This window comes from Pseudomonas panipatensis, assembly GCF_900099785.1.
Lineage (GTDB): Bacteria > Pseudomonadota > Gammaproteobacteria > Pseudomonadales > Pseudomonadaceae > Pseudomonas > Pseudomonas panipatensis.
Map to the genome: position 1 here is coordinate 353604 of NZ_FNDS01000004.1, position 19247 is coordinate 372850.

Genomic DNA, 19247 nt, shown 5'->3' on the forward strand with positions numbered 1-19247 from the left:
AGGGGCTCGCAACCGTGCAGTGAATGTCATGCCAGAACCCACCCTCCGCATCAGCACCTGGAAGCTCATCCTCGGCATCGCCGCCGGTATCTGGCTCGGCTGCGCCGCCGTGGCCGTGAGTGGCGCCCTGCTCTATCACTGGCTCCCCGGATTCCCCAAAGCACTCGGTACACCGGCCAGCGCCACGCCGCCGGCGGCGCCGGCCCAACCGGCAGCAACCGGCGATGGCAGTGAAGCGATGTTCCAGCGCTTCCTGGAGAATCAGCGGCAGATCCAGGCCCAGCAGAACCGTCAGGTCGAGCAGAGCGAGCAGGACAAACGCTTCAACAGCGCGCCCTGCCAGTTCTGGCGCCAGCAGTACCAGGCCGATCCCAGCGAAAAGAATCGGCAGAAGATGGACAGCTATTGCGGCTGAGGCGCCGGAGACAGCGCCACCACCCGATCGCGCCCCTGGCTCTTGGCCTGGTAGAGCGCCCTGTCCGCCTCGTTCAACCAGGCACAGGCGTCGATCTGGTAGGGGCTGTAGCAGGCCACCCCGATGCTCAGGCTGGCGGTCAGCTCCGGCGCCAAGTCATAGCGCAGCCTGGCGAAGTTCTCCCGTAGCCGCCGCATGATCTCCACCGCCAGCCCCTGGGTGGTCCCAGGCAGGATCACGCAGAACTCGTCGCCGCCATAGCGGCCGGGAATGTCACTGTCACGCAGCGAATGGGTCAGCACCTTGCTCAGCTCGGTGATCACCATGTCGCCGAGGACATGACCGAAGCGGTCGTTGATGTCCTTGAAACAGTCGATATCGATCAGCACCACGCTCGCCCGCGCTTGCTGCTGCCGGCATTTCTGGAACTCGCTTTCCAACTGGTCCATCCACGAACCATGATTGAGCAGACCGCTCAGGCTATCGGTGCGACTGACCGCGCGCAGCACCTGTTTGTGCTCGGCCAGCCGCCGCGCCAGGCTGAAACTCACCCAGCCCACCGCCAGCGGATAGATGACCAGCATGGGCAGGCAGGCATAGACCTGCAGCGGCGTCGTCAGTGGGGTGAAGGCGAAGCCCAGGAGCAGCATCGCCAGCAGCACGCCGGCGAGCTGTGCCAACAACCCCATGAAGAAGAAGCGCAGGCCACCGCCGGCAATGTTGTCCATGGCCATCATCGACAGAATGGTCACGCTGGGCAGCGGGTTCAGTTGCATGGCGCCAGCCCAGAAACCGCCGAACAAGGAATCCAGCAACAGATTGCGGCGCTCCGCCTGATAGGGCGCCTTGGCGAGCCGCGCCAACTGGTAGGCCAGGTGCGGCCAGAGAAAGCCGTTCGCCACCAGCAGCAGCCAGAGCCAGCCTGCGGGTTGCAATGGCTGCAGCCCGGCGGCGACGCAGAAGAATCCGATCCCCAGCCCGATTATCCGCGGCCAGTAGATACGCTTGGCGAACGATAGTCCCTTACCCACTGCTGCTCCCATACATCGCCCAGATGCAGACTGCACAGCAAGGAAGCTAGCAGATTGCCATGAACCCGCCCACCGCACGGGCAGCAATAAAGGTCACGACATCATATCCAGTCAGCCGCGTCGCTTGTTACACAGCGCAGGCGTTGCACACTCAGGACAGCAGAATGTAATCGCTGCGTTGCAGCATGCCGCGGCTCTCGCCCTGCACCAGGCGGATATAGCGACCAGCCACATGGTCGATGGGGATGCAGTCATCCACCTCATGCAGCGCATCGGTATGCGCCTTGTCCCAGTGCGCGGCCAGGCGCCGCTTGCCCTTGGCCTTGGCTTCCGCCTTGTCCCGCGCCACTACCAGCAAGTACTGGTGCGCCTCGCCAAAGGCATGCGGCTCGTAGCCACCGAGGTTGATGAAGAACAGCCGTGGCGCACCGGGCGGCTGGGGCGTGGCGGCCATCTCCAAGCGATAGCCGTCGACGCCATCGACCTCCAGCCAGGAATCGATATGCAAACCCTTCGGGCTGCCGAACCAGGCGTTACGCAATTGCGCGTGGGTTTCTTCCAGGGAATCGGCCAGGGCGAAGACCACATCGTGAACCTCGATACTGGCGCGCGGGTGTCGGCCACCCAGCATAACGACGAAAAGCATGACAGTCCTGAAACACGGATCAGAGGGGAAACCTGCGGCAGTCTATACGCCCCCGCGACGCCGCACAGCGACAGCGGGCCTGCGGCAACGTCGCCAGAGGCAGTCCGTGGTCAAAGCGCCGCCAACTTCTGTCCTCTAGCGCGGCATGTAGCCCAACTGCCATGGCCGCGGAATGAACAACGAAGCCACCCCGAGAATGGAGGCCAGCATGGCACTGGCCGCCATCGCCGACAGTCCCAGTCGATGCTCCAGAAATGCGCCAAAGGCCGCCCCCAGCAACATGCCTGACCAAGGCACGAGCTGCACGCGCCAGCCCGGCCGCCGCTCCCCGAGCATCCAACGCCCGAGGCCACGGCCAAACCGGGAGAGCGCGCCCGTGACATAGGTCAGTCCAATCGGCAAGCCGTTGACCTGCTCGACCACCGCATTGAGCATGCCCATCGAGAGGATGGACATGACCAGGGCCGGCGCATGCCACTCGAACGGCCAGGCAGAAGACGCCGCCAACAGGATGGCGACGATCAGCAGCACCGGGGCAGCACGGCGACGGGTATGCCGCGCCAGGATCACTCCCAGGGCGTTGCCGATGACGAAGCTGACGATGGCCATCGACAGACGAACCACCGACACCACCTCCCCTTCGCTCATGGCCACTGCCAGCCGGGTGGTATTACCGCTCATGAAGGAAACGAAGTCGCCGGTCGCAAGAAAGCCGATGGCGTCGGTCATTCCAGCGAGCACCGAGAGGCCCCCAACCAGCCACAATCCAACCCGCCCGCGAACTCTGTGCAGGTGCAAACGCTTTGCGCTGGTGCGATTACCAGGGTGGGGAAGCATGCGGACGGCTACCGTTCAAATCGACTGGAGGCCGCTCTATAGCACATGCCAAGGGAGATGTGAGCCATACATTGGTATGCGCGGCACAAAAAACCCGGAGCCATGTCCGGGCTTCGGCTCAAATCAACGGGGATTCACCACAACTGGACGACGAAGGCGGCGAAGATCAGCCGCGCCAAGTCCCTGGCAGCGCCTGAAAGGGGGGCGGATTCAGTGCCCTGACCAGCCCCCTTCGAGAGGGCGCCTGCGCGCGGCGCCCGACGATCGCTAGAAGGTGGCGGCCACCGCTGCCAACAAGGGCGCCGCCTGCTCGTCGGTGAGCGCCGGATAGGCTTCCATCTGCATCAAGTCGCTCCACTCGAGCATCCACTGCTGCAGCCGGAGCGGGTCATCGGTTTCCGCCAGGCCGAATCCACCTGAGCGGCCCACGGTATGCCAACGTCCCTTCATGGTCACGCCCGCCGGCGGTTTCGCACCGGTCTTGAGGAAGCGCGTGATGGCGCTGTTGCGTTTGTCAGTGCTGATCGTCCAACTGATGATGAATAACATCTGCCACCTCCTGCCCAGAATGGACAACGAGTGTTCGCGTGCCCGATGCGGCACCGCAGCCATGGCACGCCGGTGTTAGCCAAGCGTTACAGCGAGGGGCTTGGAGCGGTATCTCACCCTAAGGCATAGCAGCTACCGAGGAGTCGGCGCGGCCGTTCATCCTCGACCGCCCAGCGGATATGTCCGGCTCGCGAGGCAAAAGACCAAGAGCCGGTTTATGCCGCGGAGAACGCCGCAGTCGCGCAGAAACAGCGCACACCCGGCCGGAAACGAGAAAGCCCGGCGCATTGGCCGGGCTTTGGGATTCAAGTAGGTGGCCGGCGCTGGTCTCCGGCTTACAAGGTTTTATCAGGCATCTGGCAGAAGAGTCATCAGCTCTCCCACTTCACACGGCATAAGGGACATATCTTGCTTATCTAACCGTGTACCCTTGGGAACGTGCCCCACGTCTCCTTGCTATCCACTTGCGCATCAGTCTGCGTTTTCACCTACATTTTCAGCGTAGCAAAAAGCCCGACGCGCGAGCCGGGCTTTTTAGATTGTTTTCCTTCTGAGGAACGAGGGACAGGACGGGAAATGACTATCGCCCGTCGTGTACCTGCTAACCCAACGTCGCCGCGGAACGGAAAGCCAATGCCGCTACAACCTTTCCAGCCACGCTGCGCAACGCCCCTGGTAACGACTGTGCATCCGGCAGCGAGATGAGCGGCGTTCTCGAAGCTCTCCGCACAGATCCCCATGGCGTCGGCGGCACGCCACTTGGTTCACATCGACGCAACACGGGTACGCAAGCACTCCGGTCGATGGATTCCAGCGGAAACCAAGCGCATGGCCAGCCGCCGCAGCAAACGATGGGATTCCCTGAGCAGCGCCAGGATTGGGAACCTGCCTTGCAGGCCTACCCCAGAAAAGACAAAACCCCTGAAACGCTAAGCATTTCAGGGGTTCTGGCCATATGTAATGGCGGAGAGATAGGGATTTGAACCCTCTAGAGCGGCATTTCAAAGCGTTCCAATGCGTTCTATTGTCTACGCTCTCGTCGTTCCGATGTTGCAAATCGTGCCTTTGCGTTTCGTTGATTTCGACACTTTTTCGACAGATTCAACGGGCAGCAATCGGCCAAAAGCAGTCACCCCGTGATGGTGGCGTTCAGTATCTATCCCGAACGCTAAATGGTACCTTACATGCAAAATCGCTATCGCAGCCTTCTTTTCTAATTCGCACGAACAAGCTGAATGCTCTTATGTCTCTGGATCACTAATTGAGTATCAGGGTGTATAATAAACTTATGCTTTCAAATAAAAATTTCAAGGTAACTTATGAAGATTAAGCCAGGTGTAAGGTTCACGCTACGCTCGCCGGATGACGAGGGAAGCCTTGACTTCACTACTAGCGTAATTTTATTTAATTCATATACGGCCTCTAACAAAAAACTTATTCGATCAGCGCTAAACCCCAGCATCCGCAAGAACAAATTGATCCCTAATGAAATAAATGCCTACAACCTCTGCATTCATGAATACACACATTATCTCGACTTGACAACCACAGCGTGGGGGATGGAGTTTCTCTACCGTAGGAGTGTCGCGCTTTCGAAAATTATTGCTCAGGGGAAATCGGCCCTTTCAGTCGCCATGCTGAACGCTGCAGAAATTAAGATGCATAATGATTTCAATCGTGTGCATCGCCAGGTAAGGCTGGGGGATTTGGTGACAAAGCACGGACTCACCTACTCAGAAAGGCATGGCACAGTCATCATTGTACACTTGTACATAAATGATACTCTTGTTGCTGAAACATCTATCAGCATGCTCTCAATACTCGAAGCCAATGCGGTTGCCCATGAGTATGAGGGAGAATATAAATGGGTAGCCTGCACGAAAGGGGGGGTAGATAATATTCAGCACGGCAGGATAGATGCGAAGTTTACGCAGTTGCTCGAAGATAGCAGCAGGCTTGAATACAATATCATCCATATTCTTGTTGCAATTCATTTTCCGACGCAATCCCTCCGCCACAGGCTTAAAGTGGTTGCTACGCTCTGCCGCATAGCGCTGAACATGTCGAGTATGGACTTGGCCATATTCGCAAACATAATCAGTGACAGAATTTTGAACCAGTATTTAGGTGACGCGCTTTGCAACGACCTGTGTCGAGGGATGTCGCGACAGGTGGTGGCCTTCTATCTCGTGCTTATGCTTTATGAGTACATTGAAGAGATTGGCTTGACTACGGAGTTAGTCGCTCAAAATATTGATGAATCCCTTCCCCAGTTAGTTGATGCAATGCTGTCACATCGAGGATTTGAGAGCCCACCATCTCAGGCAATTAGCGATCTTGAGTTTGACACTTATTTAAAACTCCTGAGGCAGAAGCGCGGCAAGTTCATACTGCCCGGCACGTTAAGGGCCGCAGCTTTCAATAGAAAGCTCCTTGGCACTGAGTGCTTTACTAGTAGAGCATTTCGGAGACTTAAGCTGCCAGACATTATTCTTGATGATCACTCTAAAATTCGTGCGCCGTCTCGAATAAGAGCTAATGTAGTGTCTCACTGGGAAAATATGTATGATGAATGTAGCGAGCTTGATTATTTGGCACAAGACCCTGATGTCATGAAGAAATTTCACATGCCGCCAGGCGCGAATGGCCCGATGCAGCTGCGACGTGAAATTCATTTGAGGCGGCTTATGAATATGGAGTTCGATGAGCCATAATCTCATCACGCTCTCCATGGCCTGAAGGCTACCTTCCTTGTCTACTGGTAGTGCACTGCATGCTCAGATCAGCGGTTGCTTTCGGATGTGGTAAGGCGCATGCGCAACCGTCGTAATAGAGGGTAAGTGCTTCGAGGCGAGTGGAAAACCTACCCTCAAGCTTAGACGCCGCTCGACGTCTCCTCCGGCCCAGCATCCCAAACGCGAATTGACCACTATTGGCCGCTTCCTGCCTGTCGTGACTAGCCGCCCCGGGTCGAAAGCCGCCCTTTCATAACTAGGGAATCGAGGGGCATTTCAAAGCGTACCAATACGTCCTATTGTCTACGCTCTCGTCGTTCCGACGCTGCGAATCGTGCCTTTGCGTTTCGTTGATTTCGACACTTTTTCGACATGGGCTCGAAGCGTTTACAGGTAGAAAAGCGCGAGAGCTATACCGCATGTAGCTGCGCCGCAGATGAATCCAAGCGCGAAGGTCTTCTTCGTCCTTGCTCTGATTGCCATTTCATAGCGTGCAGCTAATACAGCGTGCGCTGGCGGTACGTTGTTGGCTTTTGCTACGTCTTCGGGGGTGGTGGACCAGTGAGCCTTGTTCGGGCGTCTCGTGCCATTTCCGCTTCCGCTGTCGTTCTTTGGCGGCAAGCCATCACGTTTGCGGCTTTCATCCCTGAACCACTCCCTGTCCATTAATCCCATCTGTCGTTCCTTGGCGTTCCGCCCTTAACTACCATGTTTTCTCCAAGCGCCCCTCTGTGCAGGCTTTCACTTCGTTATCCACGACGTTACCAGGCTTCATGCACTCTTTGAGGCTTCGGACAATATTGGTATTACCGATTTGGTCGCGTTGTTCGATTCTTGCCTGTTGTTTCAGGGCTGCCCGTGCACCATCGCCCATAGGTCCATCAGTACCGGCCATGAACTCGAGGCCGGTTTGGCTGACTGCATGACTAAAAGCCTTCGCGGCTGGCTGGAGAGCCTCTGCGGCTTGCGTGGCGATTGGCTTTGCTGGTGGCTGGTATCGAGGCGTGGGATCTTGCGCAGGGGGTGGAGTGGATTCCTGCATGGGAGGGTTCAGGCTACGGGCTAGGTATTCGAGGGCTGCTTTGGCGCGTTGTTCTTGAAGGTAGTCGTAGTAGATCTTCCCGCCCCAAATACCTACCACGATGATGATGGCGCCCAAGATGATGGCGTGACTGATGTCCAGGGGCTGCGCCCGACGGCGTTGGGCAAAGTGCCGCTCGCGTTCAGCGACTTCCTCATCCATGTCGAATTTCAAGTTTTTCAGCTGCTCATCCATTTGCATTTCTCCTACGGGCATACCATCGCCTAGCTGCTTCTTGAGTGATCGCTATCCCGCGTTTTGAGTTGGCAAGTTTGATTGCGCTGCGTCGTAGTCAGGGCTGGTCTGACCTATCTCTGGTGCTGTATTTCCGCTGGCCAGCCAGAGTGCGTACTGAGGATAGATTTTCACCAACACGTCGATTTCTTCCGTGCTTACTCGGATGGCTCCCTTGCTAACGCTCTTCCAGCGCTCGTAGTCGCCTCCGTGAAGGCTGACCTTCTTTGGGCCGATCTTCTTGATTAATAGCCTTGCTCTATCGGCTGTCGTGCTCATATAGAAAATAATTCCAGGGAAATAGTTGCCCCAAGCTGTCTTATAGGGAAATAATTTCTCCGAGCAATTATTTCTCTAGCCGCTCATGGCTAATGAAACGAATAGTGACGGAACGAGCATGGAACTGGAAGAGCTGAACCCCAGCGCCCTTGTAGGGCCACAACAGGATGTCGAACCCATCGAGAAGTGGGCGGAGCGCAACGGCGTCACTTTCGGCACCGCCCGCGCCTGGGTTTACCGGGGCGTCCTCCCGTCCGTAAAGCTCGGCAAGTTGCGCATGGTGAACAGCGCACTGCTCCGCACTTGGTTGCTGGAGCAGGAGTGGACCGCATGAGCCGCACTGACTCGCAATTCAAGCTCCGCATGCCTCCAGCGCTTCGCACTCAGGTAGAGCAAGCCGCCGAGGCTTCCCTCCGCTCCCTGAACGCTGAGCTGGTCTTCCGCCTTCAACAGAGCTTCGCTGGGGAGGTACCCGCCGATGCTGTCGAGCAAGTACCTGCATCAACCACATTCCGAGGCCTGCAACTGCTCTGTCTGCTGGTCCCGTCGCGAACTGGCCAAGCCCGCTCTCTCCCAGTCCACACCCTGCACCGAGTGCCGCCCTACGCGGGTCTTCACGGTCGTTACTACGATGGCGCTCGTTCGGGGTGTGTGGCGCTCGATCCACTCAACGTACCGGGTGGAACCGGGCTTTACCTGCGCGAAACACATGCCCGCGCGCCGTCCGCCGCAGTACTGGTACGAGTGCGCGAACATCGGCAAGCCAGTGCCTTTCGTGCCGATCCGCGAACCCTTCGAGCTGGAGGCCTGAGCCATGCCCACTGACGCGCTCACCTTCATCGCCGGTTGGCTGTTCTTCCTCTTCATCTGCGTCGGCCTGCCGCTGATCTGCGTGGCCCATGAGATTTCGCTTTGGGCTGACCGCCACAACTGCACCCAGGCCAAGCCGGTCCAGGGCCGCCGCCCCGGCTTGTCCGAACGCGCTTTCCCGTTCGGACAAACGGAGCGCCGGGCGAAGCGCACCCTTGACCGCGCCCCGCCCTGAATAGCCTCCGCTCGGGAGTGAGGGGCAGCTTCACCGCCCCGCGCTCCTGAGCCCTCGGCGGCGAGAGCGGGATGACAAGGGCAGAGCCCTTGGTGTTTACCCCACTCGCCACCCGCACCACCGCAAAAACCGAGCACCACCCCACCCGCTGAAAGACGGCCACCAATGCGCCCAATTTGCAGCAGCGGGCCAACTCATGCCCGAAAAAGGCAAAAGGAGAACGACCAATGAACATGTTTGCATCCGCTGGCGGCGTTGTTGAGCTGTGGGTCACCAAGACCGACCACTACACCTCCAAGACCACGGGCGAGATTTACGCCACCGTCCAGTCGATCGCCCCGATCCCCGAAGGCGCTCGCGGCAACGCCAAGGGCTTCGAGATCAGCGAGTACAGCATCGAGCCGACCCTGCTCGACGGCATCGTCTTCCAGGGCGAGCCGCTGCTGTGCAAGTTCGCCAGCGTCGTCCGCCCGACCAAGGACCGCTTCGGCAACATCACCAATACGCAGGTGCTCGTCGAACTGCTGAGCGTGGGCAAAGAGGTGTACGCCACCGCTCCGGTCAGTCGCCCGGCACCGAGCCAGCCCGCCGCCCGCCAAGCCCAACAACCCGCCCAGGACAAGCCGGCCGATCCGGCCAAGTCCTGAGTCTAGGAGGGCGCCATGTATCGCTACCTGACCCTCTTCGCCGTTGGACTCGCCACGGGCTACGTCTGGGGCTGGGCTGACGGTATGGCGCGCCTCCTGTGAATTTCCTCGCCTGTGACGGTGCCTGGGCTGTGAACGCAGACGGCGCGGCCATCTGCACCGGCACCTTGCACACCTACACGAGCGAGGAAATGCAGAGCCAGCTCGGCTCTGCACTCACCTGGGAACAGGTGGACGAACTGCGCGGCGAAGTGCTCGGCCTCTTCTGCATCGCGTTCGGCTTCCTGGTCCTGAAACGACTCCTGAAGCAATGAGGAAACTCGCCATGAAACAACTGAAAACCCACCTGCAAAACCGCGCCTTCGCGTTCGGTCGTAAGGCCGCCGCTGTCAGTGCGCTGTCCCTCGGCGTCGTCGGCGTCTCCATGGCCGATGTGCCGGCCAGTGCCACCACCGCGCTGACCACCGCGGGCACCGACACCAACACCATCGGCTGGGCCGTGTTCGCCGTGCTGGTCGCCGCCGCGGCCTTCAAGTACATGCGCCGCGCCCTGTAACCCCCACCCGGCCTCACAGCCGAAGCACCGAACCCCGCTCCGGCGGGGTTCTTTTTTCTGGAGACACGCTCATGACCGTTCAATGGTTCGTCCTCATCGTCACCACCCTGGCGTTTGCCGTGGTGCTGTTCGGGCGGGTGTGATCATGAGCAAGACTGTCCGTGCTCTGCTGGCGGCGTACCTGCTTTTACTCTGCACCTCTGTTGCCAGCGCCACTGAGTATTACTGGCACTTTGGGACTACCCAAGGCGTCTCGCCTGATGCAGTTGCGCGTGCCTATGTCACTGCGACGTGGGGTGCCTCTCAGGCGTATTACTGGCAATCCAAAGCGGAAACGGTTTGGGTCTTCGGCGTTCAGGGTAAGAGTTATGACAACAGAGTCCTCCGCGTTGGAGACTCGTGCCCGCAAAACTACACATACGATGCAGAGACGGGGCAGTGCAATGCGCCTGAACCGGACAAGTGCGAAGCGACCAAGGGGCAGTCGATTGCCCACGCCCACAAGGTGGGCGATATCAAAGACGGCCACTTCGTAAACCCGTCTGAACCACCGGCTGCAATGTGTGCCGGCTCCTGCCTTTACTCATCACCCGCCACCACCACCGATGCTTATCGATTCGTTTCGGGTGATCCTGCCGGCATCTGGCAGAACTATTCCTATCTCGGCACTGGCGCCAGTTGCACCGCCAGTACCGATACTCCCGAGCCGTCCACGCCGGCCGACCGCAAGCCGACCAGCTCGAAGTCCAATGAATGCACCAACAAGGTCGAGGACGCCGAAGGCCGGGTGCACTACTCCTGCCTCTCTACCGACTCCGCCACCGAGCCGGGCAACCTGAAATGCGGCACCGCCAACGGCGAATTGGTCTGCACCACCGGCAAGCCAAGCCCGAGCAAAAAGGACACCCAGACCAAAACCGAGGTCACCGAGACCACCGCCTTGGACGGCTCCAGCACCACCAACACCACTACCACCACCACGGTGACCAACTGCACCGGCACCAATGCCTGCACGTCCACCACCACGGTGAACAACAGCACCAGCAAGACCAACGCTGATGGCACCAGTGGCGGCAGTTCATCCAACTGCACCGGCGCCGGCTGCAAGAACGGCAGCAAAGACGATACCAGCGACGAACAGCAGGACGACGAAGAGCCCGAGCGCACCGCGTCCGGCGACACCGACTGCGCCGCCGCCTTGGCCTGTGAAGGGGACGCTATCGACTGCGCCATGGTCCGCCAGCAGAAGCAACTGCGCTGCGAGGTGAAGGATCAGGGCGATTTTCCCAAGCACAAGGATGAGGTCAAAGGCCTCATCTCTGGCAGCCAGTTCGCCCAGGAAGAAGACGGCCAAATCGAAGCCCCTTCCTTCCTCAACCAGGGCAGCCGCTTCCTGCCGGCTACCTGTCCTGCCGCCAAGTCGTTCTCGTTGCAAACCAACGGCGGGCGGACCTTCCAGCTCAGCTACGAGCCGCTGTGCGCCGCCGCCAGCGACCTCGGAGTCCTCTTCCTCATCGGTACCAGCGTCTTTTGCGCCCTCTACGTCGGGCGCGCTTTCGGAGGTGAATGATGCAATTCGTCTACTTGGCTCAACTGGTGTTCATGATCATCGGGCCGCTGGTGCGGTTGGTCTTCAAGGTGATCGGCATTGGCTTCATCACGTACACCGGGTCGAATCTGCTGCTCGATCAGGTGCGCAGCTACATCACTGGGCGCTTCGGTGCTGGCTCCATCGTGATTCAGCAGATCCTCGGCCTCGCCAATATCGACGTCTGCATCAACATGTTCCTCGCCGCCGTCACCACCCGCATGGTGCTCAGTGGTCTGGACAAGATCAGCGACCGCCGTCGCAAACAGGTCTGGAATCCCCCGGGCCGCGATTACATCGACGCCTAAGGGGGAACGGCCATGCTCTATATCCGCACCGGCAAACCCGGCCACGGCAAGACCCTCAACACCATCCGCGAAGTCGATGCCAAGGCGAAGGCCGAGGGCCGGGTGGTCTACTTCCACAACGTCGCCGGGCTCAAGCCGGAGAAGCTGGAGGCGGCGTGGTTCGAGTTCGATGACCCGCTCAAGTGGTACGAACTGCCCAATGACGCAATCGTCGTAGTGGATGAGGCCCAGGGCTGGTTCGGTGCCCGCGATCCGCGCAACCGGCCACCGGAGCACATCACCCGCTTCGAGACCATGCGCCACCAGGGCCATGAGGTACACCTCGTCACCCAGGATCCGCGTTATATCGACGTGCACCTGCGCCGCCTGTGCAACGGGCATATCCACTACTGGCGGGTGTTCAAGTCACAGCAACTGCTGCGCTTCGAGTCGGAAGTCGTCATCGAGGCTGTCGAGAAGAAGACCAGCTTCAAGGACGCGGACAAGACGGTCCTCAAGCTCGATAAGAAGTACTTCGGCGTCTACACCAGCACCCAGGCCAAGCACCACTTCAAGTTCAACCCGCCGAAGAAAATGATCTTGGCGATCGCCGTGATCCTCGGCGCGGCGTTCATGGTGTACCGCGCCTATGAGCGCTATGCCGAGGGCAGCAAGCCAGCGGCCACAGCAGAGGCGAGCAGCACCAAGGCTAGCGAAGACAAGGGCGTGGTCGATCAGGTGAAGTCCACGGTGGGCTCGTTGATCAGCCCCACGGGTGGCACGGGCGAAGGCAAGCCGCTCACGCCGGAGCAGTACCTTGAGCGCCGCAAGCCGAGGGTGCCCGATCTGCCTTCGTCGGCTCCGGTGTATGACCAGCTCACGCAGCCGGTGAGCCATCCCCGCGTGTACTGCCTGTCCACCACTGACCCGCGCCTCGTCGCCCGGCGACCACCGTCCACGGTGAAGGATGGCGTTTCCTGCCAGTGCTACACGCAGCAGGGCAGCAAGTTCGGAACCAGCTTCGACTTCTGCTTGAGCGTGGCTAGAGACGGCTATTTCGACCCGACCCTCCCGGACCGCAACAACGCCCTGGATCAGCGCCTAGCGCAGCCGCAGACGCCGGCCCAACCCCTCCCTGAGAACACCAGCCAGCAGGCCAACGCCGAGGACTACGGCGGGCCGAGGGTGACGGTCATTCCGCATCAGAAAGGGGAATTCCTGTGGTAGCCGGCCGGGTCCGTTTTGCGGCTGGAGGCGACGGAGGAGCCCCACCGCAAACCGCCCGGCCGGCGCGGTCGACGTCCCTGTAACACGTCAGAAAGCTAGTAGATCACCGTTTCGATTCGTTGCTATTTGGAGTGTTTGAAAAATGAGTAAACCGACCCATCAAATCCGCGTCGTGATGAAACCGGACGGCCAAGTTTTTGAGTCGCCCGAAGGGCGCTTGTTCTTCAACGACAAGACGGTGAAGTGGACCGATTTGTCCGGCGTGCGCTTCCTGCGCTGTGGCGTGGACACGGTTCGCCAGTTGTACAACGGGTTGATCCGTCCCGAAGTGCTGGCCATTTTCGAGCAGAAAGATGACCTCGTAGAGTTCGCCGGCTATGAGTGGATCAAGGGTCGCATCGGGCGGGACTCTGGCTATCAGTACCGGCTTCAAAACGCCGACATGGGCCTGATCCTGCTGATCAAAAACCACAACGTGAAAGCCGAGAACATCGGCCCGCATCTGAAAATCGAAGTCTCGCCACACGCCCTGGATGGCGCCGATCCGAAGATTCTCCAAGGGGTGCTCGATGACCTGGCCGCAGGTGTCCTGAGCGCCTGCGAAACGAACCAGTGCGCCGTGCATATCGCCCTGGATGTGCAGGGCTGGACACCTCCCGCCGAGCTGGTCGATATGATGCACTGCCGCGCCCATCGCGTGCGCCAGATCAGCGGGATTCAGCGCATCGAGTTCGATGGCAGCGCCTCGGTGTATGGTCGTGGGGAAACCTTCATGTTCGGCTCGACCACGGGCGTACAGCTTTGCATCTACAACAAGACGCTCCAGGCTCGGGCGACCGATAAGCTCGACTACTGGCAGAGCGTGTGGGCCACTCTGAATGGCGATCCTTTCGGTGATGGCGAACCCGCCTATAACCCGCTGGAAACGGTGTGGCGCCTAGAGTTTCGCTTCCACCATTCGGTGGTGGAACAGTTCGCTCAGGGCTCCACGCTGTCCTCTGGTGAGGTGATCGGTTGCCGTACCTATGAAGGCCTGTGCCCGCACCTCCAAGGCCTCTGGCAATACGCCTGCGAGAATTTCCGCCTGCTGGAATCGCGTACCACCTTCGATCCGTTCTGGTCGCTGATGTCCCAGGACGTGAAGGTCCAGGTGGAGGCCGATCCGCTCATCGAACGCACGGAATACCGGCGTTACTACAAGACCGCCCAGGGCTTCTCGGGCCGGAACTGCGAGATGTTCCTCGGCCAATTCATCAGCCTCATCGCACGGGAGCGGATACCGGCAAAAAAGGCCATCGAGTCCGCTCGTAGGCTGGAGTTCTGGCATGTGATCGAAGACCACTACTTCGCCAAGGGTTGGACTCGGAAGGAATTCGAACGCCACATACACCGGCTCATGTGTGACCGCTACTTGAAGAAGGGCTATGCCATCTGATGAGTATTACCAAGCTCCCCGATGGCCTCTGGTTCGTTGACGTCGAACCGATCAAGGGCAAGCGCTTCCGCAAGCGTTTCAAGACCAAGACCGAGGCCCAGCGATTCGAGGCTACGGTGCGTCAGAAGTGCATCGAGAACCCTGATTGGAGCCCCAAGCCAAAGGATCGGAGGCGCCTGTCTGAATTAGTTGACCGTTGGGCTGTTTTACATGGCCATGCGCTATCTGACGGAGAAAACCGCAAGCGCTTACTAATCCAACTGGCCAAAGACCTTGGCGACCCTGTTGCAAGCCAATTGACAGGTCATATGTACGCCGAGTATCGCGCCCAGCAGATTTCCAAAGGGGCAAACGGCAAGACGCTCAATAACCGCCTTGGCTACTTGCGAGCTGTGTTCAATGAGCTGTTACAGCTCGGGGATATCGACTTCGCCAATCCGCTCCAGCGGGTGAAACCGTTGAAGCTGCAAGAGCGTGAGCTGACGTGGTTGACTGAGGAGCAGATTCGGACGTTGTTCGGTGCGATCCGCAAGCGTTGCAAGACACCGCATGTCGAAATGGTGGCGCGCGTCTGTCTCGCTACTGGTGCCCGTTGGGGCGAGGCTGAGGGATTGAGCCCGACTCGGATTCGTGGTGGTTGCGTGACGTTCGTGAATACCAAGTCGAAGCGGGCAAGATCGGTCCCCATCGATAGCGACCTAGAAGCGGCGCTCAAAGACCACTTCATCAAACATGGGATGTTCTCGAACTGTCGAAATAGCTTCGATCAGACCATCAAGGGGTGTATCGCCCTCCCCCCTGGCCAAGCTTCACATGTGCTTCGCCATACCTTTGCATCGCACTTCATGATGAACGGCGGGAATATCCTGACGCTACAGAAAATCCTGGGCCATACGTCATTGGCCATGACTATGCGATATGCGCATCTATCGCCGGATCACTTGCAGGACGCTGTACGCTTCAATCCGATGAGGAAGCTAAATACTCTCTGGCAATGAGTAGGAGACCTTATCACCCTTGACTTTCACATAACCGCGTTTCTGAAGCTGCTGATACACATCTTCAGCGTCTGCAAGCTTGACTCCCTTCCGCTTACCGAGAGTCGAGTGGATTGTGTTAATCAGCTTGCTGACCGTGGCCGGTTTCGCCCCCCTACGCCGGATCAAATCGACGATTGCTGTGTTGATGTATGCATCGCTTTGAGAGGGAGCGTTTACGGGTAACCCGTTCACAGGCTGATTAGTGCCTGCATTCGAGGCACTGGCGGCAATTGTCGCCTGCAATGCTGGCAACTCTTTAAAGCAAGGCATTGCCTCGATACTTGCGGATCGCATGGCAAAGATACCCTTGCTCTTTAGGTGTTTGAGCAATGGGTCAAAGCCTTTGTCGGCGGAAATTACATGGAAGAATGCGGTTGGGTCCTCAAGAGCTAGCCTTCCAAGGTAGTAGGCAATATGGAAGTCGAGCGCGTTGGGACTGGATGTCTCAAGCTGGATGTAGTCAGCTCGCTCTCCCAAGCGCTGGATGGCAACCACCAACTCAGTGGGAAGCTTGGAGTTATTGGGACCAAGGAACACGCGCAATCGAAAATGCGAGTCCTGCAAGAGGTCGAGCGACTTAACCGGAATGTTTTCGTAGTCGATCAGAACGTAGTTCGTGCGCATCCCGTGCTTCCTGGGCTATCCGTGCTCAGGGCATTTTGCTGTAGGACGCGGCAGAACGAAAGGAGGTTGCGGAGCGGGTTTTCGACACTTTTTCGACACTCGTCCGGCCCTGAAAAGACAAAGCCCCCGAAACGCTAGGCATTTCAGGGGCTTCGGCCATATGTAATGGCGGAGAGATAGGGATTTGAACCCTAGGAGCCATTGCTGACTCAACGGATTTCGAATCCGTCCCGTTCGACCACTCCGGCATCTCTCCGTGCGGCGCGCATGATAGCAGCTTGAGTGCCGAACGCGAAGCCTTCTTTTCGAATTTTTCGCGTGCTATCAGGCGCTTGCGTGAACTCGCCGGTTTACAGCGGCACGCCCAGGCGTTGCGCCACTTCTTCGTAGGCTTCGATTACACCACCGAGGCCCTGGCGGAAGCGGTCCTTGTCCATCTTCTTGCGGGTTTCCTTGTCCCACAGGCGGCAGCCATCCGGGCTGAATTCGTCGCCGAGGACGATCTGGCCGTGGAACACGCCGAACTCCAGCTTGAAGTCGACCAGCAGCAGACCGGCGTCGTCGAACAGCTTGCTCAGCACTTCGTTGACCTTGAGGGAGTAAGCCTTCATCTGTGCCAGCTGTTCCAGGGTCGCCCAGCCGAAAGCCTGTACATGGGATTCGTTAATGAAGGGATCACCCAGGGCGTCGTTCTTCAGGAACAGCTCGAAAGTCGGCGGGTTGAGCTGCAGGCCCTCTTCCACGCCGAGGCGGCGCACCAGGCTGCCGGCGGCGTAGTTACGCACCACGCACTCGACCGGAATCATGGCGAGCTTCTTGACCAGCACTTCGTTGTCCGACAGCAGCTTGTCGAACTGGGTCGGAATGCCGGCAGCTTCGAGCTTCTGCATGATGAAGGCGTTGAACTTGTTGTTCACCATGCCTTTGCGGTCGAGTTGTTCGATGCGCTTGCCGTCGAACGCCGAGGTGTCGTTGCGGAACAGCAGGACGAGGCGGTCGGCGTCGTCGGTGGTGTAAACCGATTTGGCCTTGCCGCGATAGAGTTCTTCGCGTTTTTCCATGATGGGCTCCGCTTGCTAGGTTGGATGGGGTCAGGCGATTTCGCGCCAGTCGAGCCCCGAATGCTGATCGGCTACCTGCAACCAGTCCGGGTCGCACCCGAGGGTGTCGACGAAGCATTGCCGGGCCAGTTGCGGCGTGTTGTTCTTTTCGCTGAGATGCGCCAGCACCAAGTGCTGCAGCGTCTCCCAGCCCAGCTCGGCCACCAGTTCGGCGGACTGCTGGTTGTTCAAGTGTCCCCACTGGCCGCCCACGCGGGCTTTCAGCGGGTAGGGATACGGACCACGGGCCAACATCTCGCTATCGTGGTTGGCCTCGACTATCAGTGCATCGACGCCACGATAGCACTCCAGCACGGTGGCGGTTGCGCTTCCCAGGTCGGTCAACAGACCGAAGCGCCGCCGACCATCGGAAAGCACGTATTGCAAGGGTTCACGGGCATCGTGGGCGACCCCGACGGCGGTGATTTCCAGGTCGCGCAGTAGCAGTCGGTCACCGGCTTTGAGCAACCCTGCCGGCTGCACTGGTTTGCGCATGCCTTGCAGGGTGCCGTCGCTCAGGTAGACGGGAATAGCGTGGTGCCGTGCGAGCAGTTCGACGCCATGGACATGATCGGCATGTTCGTGCGTGACCAGAATCGCGTCCAGCTCGCCGGGTTCCACACCCAGGCGAGCCAGACGTTTGAGGGTTTCACGCAGCGGGAAGCCGCAGTCGATCAGTATCCGGGTGTCAGAACTTCTCACCAAGGCCGAATTGCCCCGGCTCCCGCTCCCCAGGACCGCGAAACGCATGGCGCAAGCTCTCTTCGAGTTTTTCCAGCACGCTCTGCGCGATGTCGACCGGCGCGGAGGTGTTGATGTCCTTATCGAGGGTGACCTGGACCGTACTGTTCACGCTGGTCAGGCGCACCTGGTAGCGCTTCGCCTTGGCATCTTCTTCGGCCTTGGCCTTCTCGGCGGTGCCGCCGAGCATGCGGCTGAAGAACCCGGGCTGCTTGTCGTCGTCGGACTTCTTCGCCCCTTCGGCGATGTTGACGTAGTAGACGCCGAGGCTGCGGTTGATGTCATCGACGCGGATATCGGCCTTGTCGAGGGCACGACCGATGCTGACCCAGGCGCGATCGAAGTCCGAGTCCAGCGTCAGCATCGGGTTGCCGTTGCCGTCCTTGTCCAGGGTCACGCTGCCGGGCGTGTCGTAGGTGGAGTGCGCGGCGAGCAGCGATACCGAACCACCCTTCTCGGTGGTGGTCGCCATGTTGGCGAGCATCTCGTCGAGCAGCGCGGCGTCGAGCGCCGGGACCACCGGCTTGCTCGGCCAGTCCTGACTGGCGCTGCTGCCGGCCGGACGGGTTTCGCTGAGCACGTAGACTTCGCTGGTGTTGGTCTGCACGCCCGGCTCGATGCGAACGCGCACGCGCGCCTCGCTGGTCGGGTCGATGCCGGCCACGCGGCCACTCAGGCGACGCGCCAGGGGTGCCGAGAGTTGCGTGAGCGTCTGCCAACGGGTGGTGAACTCGCCGGTCTGCGGCTTTTCATCAGCGAAGGCGAAGCCGCTGTCCTGGAAGAACTGGTGAGCGAGCGGCCAGACTTCGGCCGGCGGGCGCTGGGCGATCAGCCAGCGCGAGTCACCGCTCTTCTGCAGACTGAAATCACTGGAACTGCCGGCATTGGCCAGCGGCAGCGGGCGCGGCACCTCGAACTCGCCGTCCTTGTCGTGGCTGTTGGCCACGCTCATCGGAATCGGCAACAAGGAGTCGAGCGGTTTGCTCTGCAGACCTTCCGGCACCTTCATCGGTGCGGTTTCGTGAGAGTTCAGGTAATCGGTGCCGCGGTCACGGAAATAGCCGTCCTTGCCCCACAACCAGCTACAGCCGGTGGTGTTGCCGATGACCAGGGCGAGCGCGGTCAGTCCTGCCAATCGCTTCATGCGCGA

At 59.4% G+C, this 19247-nt stretch carries 23 protein-coding genes, 1 tRNA gene and 1 pseudogene; 14 read left to right on the forward strand and 11 right to left on the reverse strand.

Annotated features, from left to right (window positions below; all coding sequences use genetic code 11):
* Positions 1 to 28: 28 nt before the first annotated feature.
* A complete protein-coding gene (locus tag BLQ74_RS11890) occupies positions 29 to 415 on the forward strand; it encodes a hypothetical protein (RefSeq protein ID WP_090262767.1) in 387 nt (128 codons plus the stop codon).
* Here BLQ74_RS11890 and BLQ74_RS11895 read toward each other — a convergent pair.
* The 4 genes from BLQ74_RS11895 to BLQ74_RS11910 all read right to left on the reverse strand — a co-directional run bounded on the left by BLQ74_RS11895 (position 403) and on the right by BLQ74_RS11910 (position 3478).
* The gene (locus BLQ74_RS11895) at positions 403 to 1458 is read right to left on the reverse strand and encodes a diguanylate cyclase (protein WP_090262768.1); all 1056 of its coding nucleotides are present in this window, start codon (positions 1456 to 1458) and stop codon (positions 403 to 405) included. The two genes, BLQ74_RS11890 and BLQ74_RS11895, sit on opposite strands and share 13 nt — an antisense overlap.
* Before the next feature lie 139 nt (positions 1459 to 1597).
* The gene (locus tag BLQ74_RS11900; protein WP_090262769.1) at positions 1598 to 2092 is read right to left on the reverse strand and encodes a DUF1543 domain-containing protein; all 495 of its coding nucleotides are present in this window, start codon (positions 2090 to 2092) and stop codon (positions 1598 to 1600) included.
* A 135-nt stretch (positions 2093 to 2227) separates the two neighbouring features.
* Positions 2228 to 2929, reverse strand: coding sequence for a YoaK family protein (locus BLQ74_RS11905; protein ID WP_090262770.1), 702 nt, complete (start codon positions 2927 to 2929; stop codon positions 2228 to 2230).
* Positions 2930 to 3196: 267 nt separating this feature from the next.
* A complete protein-coding gene (locus BLQ74_RS11910; protein WP_090262771.1) occupies positions 3197 to 3478 on the reverse strand; it encodes a DUF3303 domain-containing protein in 282 nt (93 codons plus the stop codon).
* A gap of 1319 nt (positions 3479 to 4797) precedes the next feature.
* On the opposite strand from BLQ74_RS11910, the gene BLQ74_RS11915 reads away from it, so the two are divergent.
* Positions 4798 to 6192: a hypothetical protein gene (locus BLQ74_RS11915; RefSeq protein WP_139199058.1), complete on the forward strand. Its 1395-nt coding sequence runs from the start codon at positions 4798 to 4800 to the stop codon at positions 6190 to 6192.
* Positions 6193 to 6916: 724 nt separating this feature from the next.
* On the opposite strand, the gene BLQ74_RS11920 is transcribed toward BLQ74_RS11915, so the two are convergent.
* Both BLQ74_RS11920 and BLQ74_RS11925 read right to left on the reverse strand, forming a co-directional pair.
* Positions 6917 to 7489 carry a hypothetical protein gene (locus tag BLQ74_RS11920; protein ID WP_090262773.1) on the reverse strand — a complete coding sequence of 191 codons (573 nt, stop codon included), beginning with the start codon at positions 7487 to 7489 and terminating at the stop codon, positions 6917 to 6919.
* A gap of 51 nt (positions 7490 to 7540) precedes the next feature.
* Complete coding sequence (locus tag BLQ74_RS11925; RefSeq protein ID WP_090262774.1) at positions 7541 to 7807, reverse strand: DNA-binding protein; 267 nt, start codon at positions 7805 to 7807, stop codon at positions 7541 to 7543.
* Positions 7808 to 7925: 118 nt separating this feature from the next.
* Between BLQ74_RS11925 and BLQ74_RS11930 the strand changes: the two genes are divergently transcribed.
* From BLQ74_RS11930 to BLQ74_RS11985, 12 genes and pseudogenes are all read left to right on the forward strand, one after another.
* Positions 7926 to 8141, forward strand: coding sequence for a DNA-binding protein (locus BLQ74_RS11930; protein WP_090262775.1), 216 nt, complete (start codon positions 7926 to 7928; stop codon positions 8139 to 8141).
* Positions 8138 to 8263: pseudogene (locus BLQ74_RS27925) on the forward strand (Arc family DNA-binding protein); the annotation flags it as partial. The gene BLQ74_RS11930 and the pseudogene BLQ74_RS27925, both read left to right, overlap by 4 nt.
* Before the next feature lie 22 nt (positions 8264 to 8285).
* Complete coding sequence (gene pflM, locus BLQ74_RS11935; protein ID WP_244507183.1) at positions 8286 to 8618, forward strand: lysogeny maintenance protein PflM; 333 nt, start codon at positions 8286 to 8288, stop codon at positions 8616 to 8618.
* 3 nt (positions 8619 to 8621) lie between these two features.
* On the forward strand, positions 8622 to 8852 hold the full coding sequence (locus BLQ74_RS11940; protein ID WP_090262777.1) for a hypothetical protein: 231 nt from the start codon (positions 8622 to 8624) through the stop codon (positions 8850 to 8852).
* 227 nt (positions 8853 to 9079) lie between these two features.
* Entirely contained in the window at positions 9080 to 9499 is a 420-nt protein-coding gene (locus BLQ74_RS11945) for a DNA-binding protein (RefSeq protein ID WP_425287489.1), read from the forward strand.
* 98 nt (positions 9500 to 9597) lie between these two features.
* Complete coding sequence (locus BLQ74_RS11955; protein WP_090262779.1) at positions 9598 to 9813, forward strand: hypothetical protein; 216 nt, start codon at positions 9598 to 9600, stop codon at positions 9811 to 9813.
* 11 nt (positions 9814 to 9824) lie between these two features.
* A complete protein-coding gene (locus BLQ74_RS11960; RefSeq protein WP_090262780.1) occupies positions 9825 to 10055 on the forward strand; it encodes a major capsid protein in 231 nt (76 codons plus the stop codon).
* A gap of 145 nt (positions 10056 to 10200) precedes the next feature.
* Positions 10201 to 11625, forward strand: a complete 1425-nt coding sequence (locus BLQ74_RS27695) for a virulence factor TspB C-terminal domain-related protein (protein ID WP_244507184.1) — start codon at positions 10201 to 10203, stop codon at positions 11623 to 11625.
* Positions 11625 to 11951 (forward strand): DUF2523 domain-containing protein, encoded by a 327-nt coding sequence (locus tag BLQ74_RS11970; protein WP_090262781.1) that lies wholly within the window; start codon positions 11625 to 11627, stop codon positions 11949 to 11951. Before BLQ74_RS27695 ends, BLQ74_RS11970 begins: the two co-directional genes overlap by 1 nt.
* A gap of 12 nt (positions 11952 to 11963) precedes the next feature.
* Entirely contained in the window at positions 11964 to 13157 is a 1194-nt protein-coding gene (locus BLQ74_RS11975) for a zonular occludens toxin domain-containing protein (protein ID WP_090262782.1), read from the forward strand.
* A 142-nt stretch (positions 13158 to 13299) separates the two neighbouring features.
* Complete coding sequence (locus tag BLQ74_RS11980; RefSeq protein WP_090262783.1) at positions 13300 to 14592, forward strand: hypothetical protein; 1293 nt, start codon at positions 13300 to 13302, stop codon at positions 14590 to 14592.
* The gene (locus BLQ74_RS11985) at positions 14592 to 15590 is read left to right on the forward strand and encodes a phage integrase (RefSeq protein ID WP_090262784.1); all 999 of its coding nucleotides are present in this window, start codon (positions 14592 to 14594) and stop codon (positions 15588 to 15590) included. Before BLQ74_RS11980 ends, BLQ74_RS11985 begins: the two co-directional genes overlap by 1 nt.
* On the opposite strand, the gene BLQ74_RS11990 is transcribed toward BLQ74_RS11985, so the two are convergent.
* From BLQ74_RS11990 to bamC, 5 genes are all read right to left on the reverse strand, one after another.
* Entirely contained in the window at positions 15570 to 16256 is a 687-nt protein-coding gene (locus BLQ74_RS11990; protein ID WP_090262785.1) for a PIN domain-containing protein, read from the reverse strand. The genes BLQ74_RS11985 and BLQ74_RS11990 overlap by 21 nt on opposite strands.
* 166 nt (positions 16257 to 16422) lie before the next feature.
* A tRNA-Ser gene (locus tag BLQ74_RS11995) sits at positions 16423 to 16512 on the reverse strand.
* 94 nt (positions 16513 to 16606) lie between these two features.
* Positions 16607 to 17317 carry a phosphoribosylaminoimidazolesuccinocarboxamide synthase gene (purC, locus tag BLQ74_RS12000; RefSeq protein ID WP_090262786.1) on the reverse strand — a complete coding sequence of 237 codons (711 nt, stop codon included), beginning with the start codon at positions 17315 to 17317 and terminating at the stop codon, positions 16607 to 16609.
* 30 nt (positions 17318 to 17347) lie between these two features.
* Positions 17348 to 18106, reverse strand: a complete 759-nt coding sequence (locus tag BLQ74_RS12005; RefSeq protein WP_090262787.1) for an MBL fold metallo-hydrolase — start codon at positions 18104 to 18106, stop codon at positions 17348 to 17350.
* On the reverse strand, positions 18045 to 19241 hold the full coding sequence (gene bamC / locus BLQ74_RS12010) for an outer membrane protein assembly factor BamC (RefSeq protein ID WP_090262788.1): 1197 nt from the start codon (positions 19239 to 19241) through the stop codon (positions 18045 to 18047). Before bamC ends, BLQ74_RS12005 begins: the two co-directional genes overlap by 62 nt.
* Between the last annotated feature and the right edge of the window lie 6 nt (positions 19242 to 19247).

What these genes read in the sequence shown, in the direction of transcription:
- BLQ74_RS11890 (WP_090262767.1), top strand. Translation starts at nt 29, where the DNA reads ATGCCAGAACCCACCCTCCGCATCAGCACCTGGAAGCTCATCCTCGGC.
- BLQ74_RS11895 (WP_090262768.1), bottom strand. Translation starts at nt 1,458, where the DNA reads ATGGGAGCAGCAGTGGGTAAGGGACTATCGTTCGCCAAGCGTATCTAC.
- BLQ74_RS11900 (WP_090262769.1), bottom strand. Translation starts at nt 2,092, where the DNA reads ATGCTTTTCGTCGTTATGCTGGGTGGCCGACACCCGCGCGCCAGTATC.
- BLQ74_RS11905 (WP_090262770.1), bottom strand. Translation starts at nt 2,929, where the DNA reads ATGCTTCCCCACCCTGGTAATCGCACCAGCGCAAAGCGTTTGCACCTG.
- BLQ74_RS11910 (WP_090262771.1), bottom strand. Translation starts at nt 3,478, where the DNA reads ATGTTATTCATCATCAGTTGGACGATCAGCACTGACAAACGCAACAGC.
- BLQ74_RS11915 (WP_139199058.1), top strand. Translation starts at nt 4,798, where the DNA reads ATGAAGATTAAGCCAGGTGTAAGGTTCACGCTACGCTCGCCGGATGAC.
- BLQ74_RS11920 (WP_090262773.1), bottom strand. Translation starts at nt 7,489, where the DNA reads ATGGATGAGCAGCTGAAAAACTTGAAATTCGACATGGATGAGGAAGTC.
- BLQ74_RS11925 (WP_090262774.1), bottom strand. Translation starts at nt 7,807, where the DNA reads ATGAGCACGACAGCCGATAGAGCAAGGCTATTAATCAAGAAGATCGGC.
- BLQ74_RS11930 (WP_090262775.1), top strand. Translation starts at nt 7,926, where the DNA reads ATGGAACTGGAAGAGCTGAACCCCAGCGCCCTTGTAGGGCCACAACAG.
- pflM (WP_244507183.1), top strand. Translation starts at nt 8,286, where the DNA reads ATGCTGTCGAGCAAGTACCTGCATCAACCACATTCCGAGGCCTGCAAC.
- BLQ74_RS11940 (WP_090262777.1), top strand. Translation starts at nt 8,622, where the DNA reads ATGCCCACTGACGCGCTCACCTTCATCGCCGGTTGGCTGTTCTTCCTC.
- BLQ74_RS11945 (WP_425287489.1), top strand. Translation starts at nt 9,080, where the DNA reads ATGAACATGTTTGCATCCGCTGGCGGCGTTGTTGAGCTGTGGGTCACC.
- BLQ74_RS11960 (WP_090262780.1), top strand. Translation starts at nt 9,825, where the DNA reads ATGAAACAACTGAAAACCCACCTGCAAAACCGCGCCTTCGCGTTCGGT.
- BLQ74_RS27695 (WP_244507184.1), top strand. Translation starts at nt 10,201, where the DNA reads ATGAGCAAGACTGTCCGTGCTCTGCTGGCGGCGTACCTGCTTTTACTC.
- BLQ74_RS11970 (WP_090262781.1), top strand. Translation starts at nt 11,625, where the DNA reads ATGCAATTCGTCTACTTGGCTCAACTGGTGTTCATGATCATCGGGCCG.
- BLQ74_RS11975 (WP_090262782.1), top strand. Translation starts at nt 11,964, where the DNA reads ATGCTCTATATCCGCACCGGCAAACCCGGCCACGGCAAGACCCTCAAC.
- BLQ74_RS11980 (WP_090262783.1), top strand. Translation starts at nt 13,300, where the DNA reads ATGAGTAAACCGACCCATCAAATCCGCGTCGTGATGAAACCGGACGGC.
- BLQ74_RS11985 (WP_090262784.1), top strand. Translation starts at nt 14,592, where the DNA reads ATGAGTATTACCAAGCTCCCCGATGGCCTCTGGTTCGTTGACGTCGAA.
- BLQ74_RS11990 (WP_090262785.1), bottom strand. Translation starts at nt 16,256, where the DNA reads ATGCGCACGAACTACGTTCTGATCGACTACGAAAACATTCCGGTTAAG.
- purC (WP_090262786.1), bottom strand. Translation starts at nt 17,317, where the DNA reads ATGGAAAAACGCGAAGAACTCTATCGCGGCAAGGCCAAATCGGTTTAC.
- BLQ74_RS12005 (WP_090262787.1), bottom strand. Translation starts at nt 18,106, where the DNA reads ATGCGTTTCGCGGTCCTGGGGAGCGGGAGCCGGGGCAATTCGGCCTTG.
- bamC (WP_090262788.1), bottom strand. Translation starts at nt 19,241, where the DNA reads ATGAAGCGATTGGCAGGACTGACCGCGCTCGCCCTGGTCATCGGCAAC.